Below are 5,644 nucleotides of genomic sequence, written 5' to 3'. Positions count from 1 at the left end.
GAACCGCTTGGCGACCGAGTTGAGCTCGCCCAGCGTGCGCAGTTCGGCGAACTGCGCCTCGTCGTTGGCGTCGGCGATCGAGCCGGGGCGCACAAAGTAGTGGCGAGCGAAATGGGATGAGCCTTGCACTCTTTATTTGTATTGTTAGCCGAACGCTCTGGAAAGTGCGGCCATAGCAGGTGATAGCCCTGTAGGCGAAAACAATATGAAAGAACTAGGTGTGCGACAAGTAGGGCGGGACACGTGAAATCCTGTCTGAAGATGGGGGGACCATCCTCCAAGGCTAAATACTCGTGATCGACCGATAGTGAACCAGTACCGTGAGGGAAAGGCGAAAAGAACCCCGGGAGGGGAGTGAAATAGATCCTGAAACCGCATGCATACAAACAGTCGGAGCCTCGTAAGGGGTGACGGCGTACCTTTTGTATAATGGGTCAGCGACTTACGTTCAGTAGCAAGCTTAACCGTATAGGGCAGGCGTAGCGAAAGCGAGTCCGAATAGGGCGTTCAGTTGCTGGGCGTAGACCCGAAACCAGGTGATCTATCCATGGCCAGGATGAAGGTGCGGTAACACGTACTGGAGGTCCGAACCCACTAACGTTGAAAAGTTAGGGGATGAGCTGTGGATAGGGGTGAAAGGCTAAACAAACCTGGAAATAGCTGGTTCTCTCCGAAAACTATTTAGGTAGTGCCTCGTGTCTCACCTTCGGGGGTAGAGCACTGTCATGGTTGGGGGGTCTATTGCAGATTACCCCGCCATAGCAAACTCCGAATACCGAAGAGTGCAATCACGGGAGACAGACATCGGGTGCTAACGTCCGGTGTCAAGAGGGAAACAACCCAGACCGCCAGCTAAGGTCCCCAAATATAGCTAAGTGGGAAACGAAGTGGGAAGGCTAAAACAGTCAGGAGGTTGGCTTAGAAGCAGCCACCCTTTAAAGAAAGCGTAATAGCTCACTGATCGAGTCGTCCTGCGCGGAAGATGTAACGGGGCTAAGCTATATACCGAAGCTGCGGATGCGAGCTTTGCTCGCATGGTAGGAGAGCGTTCCGTAAGCCTGCGAAGGTGCCTTGTAAAGGGTGCTGGAGGTATCGGAAGTGCGAATGCTGACATGAGTAGCGATAAAGGGGGTGAAAGGCCCCCTCGCCGTAAGCCCAAGGTTTCCTACGCAACGTTCATCGGCGTAGGGTGAGTCGGCCCCTAAGGCGAGGCAGAAATGCGTAGCTGATGGGAAGCAGGTCAATATTCCTGCACCATTGTTAGATGCGATGGGGGGACGGATCGCGGAAGGTTGTCCGGGTGTTGGAAGTCCCGGTCGCTGCATTGGAGAAGGCACTTAGGCAAATCCGGGTGCGGAATTCAAGGGTGTGGCGCGAGCTCCTTAGGGAGCGAAGCAATTGGAAGTGGTTCCAAGAAAAGCCTCTAAGCTTCAGTCTAACGATGACCGTACCGCAAACCGACACAGGTGGGCGAGATGAGTATTCTAAGGCGCTTGAGAGAACTCGGGAGAAGGAACTCGGCAAATTGGTACCGTAACTTCGGGATAAGGTACGCCCTTGTAGCTTGACTGGCTTGCGCCAGAAGGGTGAAGGGGTTGCAATAAACTGGTGGCTGCGACTGTTTAATAAAAACACAGCACTCTGCAAACACGAAAGTGGACGTATAGGGTGTGACGCCTGCCCGGTGCCGGAAGATTAAATGATGGGGTGCAAGCTCTTGATTGAAGTCCCGGTAAACGGCGGCCGTAACTATAACGGTCCTAAGGTAGCGAAATTCCTTGTCGGGTAAGTTCCGACCTGCACGAATGGCGTAACGATGGCCACACTGTCTCCTCCCGAGACTCAGCGAAGTTGAAGTGTTTGTGATGATGCAATCTACCCGCGGCTAGACGGAAAGACCCCATGAACCTTTACTGTAGCTTTGCATTGGACTTTGAACCGATCTGTGTAGGATAGGTGGGAGGCTATGAAACCGGAACGCTAGTTTCGGTGGAGCCGTCCTTGAAATACCACCCTGGTTTGTTTGAGGTTCTAACCTTGGCCCGTGATCCGGGTCGGGGACAGTGCATGGTAGGCAGTTTGACTGGGGCGGTCTCCTCCCAAAGCGTAACGGAGGAGTACGAAGGTACGCTAGGTACGGTCGGAAATCGTGCTGATAGTGCAATGGCATAAGCGTGCTTAACTGCGAGACCGACAAGTCGAGCAGGTGCGAAAGCAGGTCATAGTGATCCGGTGGTTCTGTATGGAAGGGCCATCGCTCAACGGATAAAAGGTACTCTGGGGATAACAGGCTGATACCGCCCAAGAGTTCATATCGACGGCGGTGTTTGGCACCTCGATGTCGGCTCATCTCATCCTGGGGCTGTAGCCGGTCCCAAGGGTATGGCTGTTCGCCATTTAAAGAGGTACGTGAGCTGGGTTTAAAACGTCGTGAGACAGTTTGGTCCCTATCTGCCGTGGGCGTTGGATATTTGAAGGGGGCTGCTCCTAGTACGAGAGGACCGGAGTGGACGAACCTCTGGTGTACCGGTTGTCACGCCAGTGGCATCGCCGGGTAGCTATGTTCGGAAGAGATAACCGCTGAAAGCATCTAAGCGGGAAACTCGCCTTAAGATGAGATATCCCTGGGGACTAGATCCCCTTGAAGGGTCGTTCGAGACCAGGACGTTGATAGGTCAGGTGTGTAAGCGCAGTAATGCGTTCAGCTAACTGATACTAATTGCCCGTAAGGCTTGATCCTATAACAAGTCTGCCTTGTAGATCTGCGCCGTGCGACAGCACCGGCCGCGATCCAAAGCGACAAGTTGGATTCTCGTGTGTGATACACACAACTCAAGATTACTGCTTCTTCCAGGATTGGTTGTGCTGCGAAGCCAGCGCAACAACCCTCTTTGCCTGATGACCATAGCGAGTCGGTCCCACCCCTTCCCATCCCGAACAGGACCGTGAAACGACTCTACGCCGATGATAGTGCGGATTCCCGTGTGAAAGTAGGTAATCGTCAGGCTCCCTAAGCCAGAAACCCCCGCCCGAAAGGCGGGGGTTTTTGCATTTCAGCGACGGAAATGCGTGTGAAGCGGGCAAGGCCCGATTCATTTGAAATCAGAGAGCATCACTCGCTTGCCAAGAATTCTTGTTGGCTGGCGATCAGCGATGCGCCACATGCAGTCTTCATCCCGTCCAGCGCAACGGCGCGGCCTTCAATAGTGTACTGGCTGGAGCCCTGAACGATCGGGTAAGCTTTCAACTTATGGGTCTGCTTTCAGGTTGTGCTATCTACGTGTCGGGTGTCGTAAATGTTGAAAAGTCGCCCCATTGAATTTATTGGAGTTTTTCACTAACTCTGTCACGGCGTTTCGAGCTTTTTGACGCGAATAGTGAAAAAACTCGGCAGTCACGCCACAAAACGTGAAAATTTTTGCGGGTGGACCGCAGAGGCTCGCGGCACAAGGCTCTGCGCCGCGCGAACTGAGAGTGGAACTGATAGGCGTGAATCGCACGAGCATCGCGAGCGGCGGAAAATCTGCGAGGGTGGGACGCCGCGTCCCGCGAGCTGGCTTCAACTGACCCTGGCCCCGAACACGGCCGACCCCATTGTGAATCCTCTGTGGAGTACGGCCATGAAATCGGATCGGATCTGTGCCGCCTGCGGCACACCCTTCACTCCGCTCTCACACATCCCTCATCAACGCTTTTGCTCGGCCAAGGCATGCCAGCGTGCTCGCCGGCGTGCATGGCAGCACCAGCGCATGCGAGTCGATCCCGACTATCGCGAGAACCAGATCCGCGCCCAGGCCAGCTGGCGGGCCCGACATCCTGACTACTGGCGGCACTACCGCGAGACGCACCCGGCCTATCGCGATCGCAATTGCGCGATGCAGCGACGACGAAATGCACGGCGGACTGCTGGTGCCATTGCAAACATGGACGTGTGGCCGGCCTGTCGCCCGTTGGCATCTGGGTTCTACATCCTGCGCAACGCGGTTGAGGCAGGCGTTGCAAAGATGAACGCGTGGACGGTGCACATCGCCGTGCTATCTGAGCCAAGGCCGGTTCCGGCGTGATTGCAAAGAGATGACGTGTACGAAAAGAGTCTATGGCCTGCTACCTTGGCTGTGTACTCGCTCGCATTCGACGTCATTGCAAGGCGCGACGCGTTCACCGATACAAATCCCCTAATCGATGCCGGGGATGGCGCAGCGAGGGGCGGTTGCCAGTCGGAGCTGGATCGTGGACCTCGATTGCACATGCGAATCCGTTGACGAGCAGGCCTGCAGGATGCGGGCTGCTGAATACGTTCGGATGTCGACGGAGCACCAGCAATACTCGACGGAGAATCAACGTGATCGCATTCGCGACTACGCTGCTCGTCGCGATCTTGAGATCGTGCGGACCTACGCCGACGAAGGTAAAAGCGGTTTGCGTATCGATGGGCGCCAGGCGCTGCAGCAACTGATCCGGGACGTGGAAACCGGCATGGCCGATTTCCAGGTCATCCTCGTCTACGACGTAAGCCGCTGGGGACGATTCCAGGATGCAGACGAAAGTGCCTATTACGAGTACATCTGCCGGCGTGCAGGCATCCAGGTCGCCTATTGCGCTGAACAGTTCGAGAACGACGGCTCGCCAGTTTCGACGATCGTCAAAGGTGTGAAGCGTGCGATGGCCGGTGAGTACAGCCGCGAGTTGTCAGCGAAGGTCTTCGCTGGCCAGTGTCGGTTGATCGAGCTCGGTTTCCGGCAAGGCGGACCTGCAGGCTATGCGTTACGCCGGATCCTCGTGGACGAACATGGCCTCATGAAGGGGGAATTGCAACGCGGCCAGCACAAGTGCCTGCAGACGGACCGCGTCATTCTGATGCCAGGCCCGGATAGCGAGGTGCGTATCGTCAACCTGATCTACAGCTGGTTCATCAATGAGTCACTCAATGAGCACGAGATCGCCGCACGCCTGAACGGCATGAACGTTCAGACGGACCTTGGGCGACCCTGGACTCGGGCAACGATTCGGGAGGTGCTGACCAACGAAAAGTACATCGGCAACAACGTCTACAACCGTGTGTCGTTCAAGCTGAAGAAATCTCGTGTCACGAATCCGTCGGAGATGTGGATACGCAAGGAGGGTGCGTTCGAACCCCTCGTGCCGAGCGAAACGTTCTATACAGCGCAGGGCATCATGCGGGCGCGGGCCCGGCGCTACTCGAGTGAGGAGCTTATCGAGCGTCTGCGAAACCTGTATCGAAGCCGAGGCTTTCTATCCGGCGTCGTGATCGACGAAACGGAGGGTATGCCGTCCACCTCGGTCTACGTGTATCGCTTCGGTAGCTTGATTCGTGCGTACCAGACGGTTGGCTTCACGCCCGGCCGTGACTATCGTTATATCGAGACGAACCGCTTCATTCGGCAACTGCACCCAGAGATCGTTGCCGAGACGGAAAAGAAGATTGCGGATCTCGGCGGATCCGTGTCGCGTGATCCGGCGACGGACCTGTTGACCGTGAATAGGGAATTCACTGCCTGCATCGTGCTGTCACGGTGTCAGGTGCGCAGCAGCGGCCGTAACCGCTGGAAGGTGCGGTTCGACACGAGCCTGCTGCCGGATATCACCGTCGCAGTCAGGCTGGACCAGAGCAACTCGACTGCGC

At 56.0% G+C, this 5,644-nt stretch carries 3 protein-coding genes and 2 rRNA genes; 4 read left to right on the top strand and 1 reads right to left on the bottom strand.

What is annotated here, in order from left to right; genetic code table 11:
• Together ACWD6R_RS39600 and rrf are read left to right on the top strand one after the other, a co-directional pair.
• Nucleotides 1-2,740, top strand: a 23S ribosomal RNA gene (locus ACWD6R_RS39600); the annotation flags it as partial.
• A 154-nt stretch (nt 2,741-2,894) separates the two neighbouring features.
• Nucleotides 2,895-3,007, top strand: a 5S ribosomal RNA gene (gene rrf, locus ACWD6R_RS39595).
• A 105-nt stretch (nt 3,008-3,112) separates the two neighbouring features.
• Here rrf and ACWD6R_RS39590 read toward each other — a convergent pair.
• On the bottom strand, nt 3,113-3,247 hold the full coding sequence (locus ACWD6R_RS39590; RefSeq protein ID WP_198108122.1) for a PAAR domain-containing protein: 135 nt from the start codon (nt 3,245-3,247) through the stop codon (nt 3,113-3,115).
• A gap of 502 nt (nt 3,248-3,749) precedes the next feature.
• Here ACWD6R_RS39590 and ACWD6R_RS39585 point away from each other — a divergent pair.
• Both ACWD6R_RS39585 and ACWD6R_RS39580 read left to right on the top strand, forming a co-directional pair.
• Nucleotides 3,750-4,064: a hypothetical protein gene (locus tag ACWD6R_RS39585; protein ID WP_232357157.1), complete on the top strand. Its 315-nt coding sequence runs from the start codon at nt 3,750-3,752 to the stop codon at nt 4,062-4,064.
• Between the two features lie 238 nt (nt 4,065-4,302).
• On the top strand, nt 4,303-5,644 hold a 1,342-nt coding region (locus tag ACWD6R_RS39580; RefSeq protein WP_451823191.1), incomplete at its 3' end, for a recombinase family protein.

This window comes from Streptomyces sp. NPDC005151 (assembly GCF_053599875.1).
Note: the sequence above shows the minus strand (reverse complement) of the source record. Positions and strands in the feature narration are given on the sequence as shown.

Excerpts from the sequence above, each read along its gene's own strand:
- ACWD6R_RS39585 (WP_232357157.1), top strand. The coding sequence starts at position 3,750 with ATGCGAGTCGATCCCGACTATCGCGAGAACCAGATCCGCGCCCAGGCC.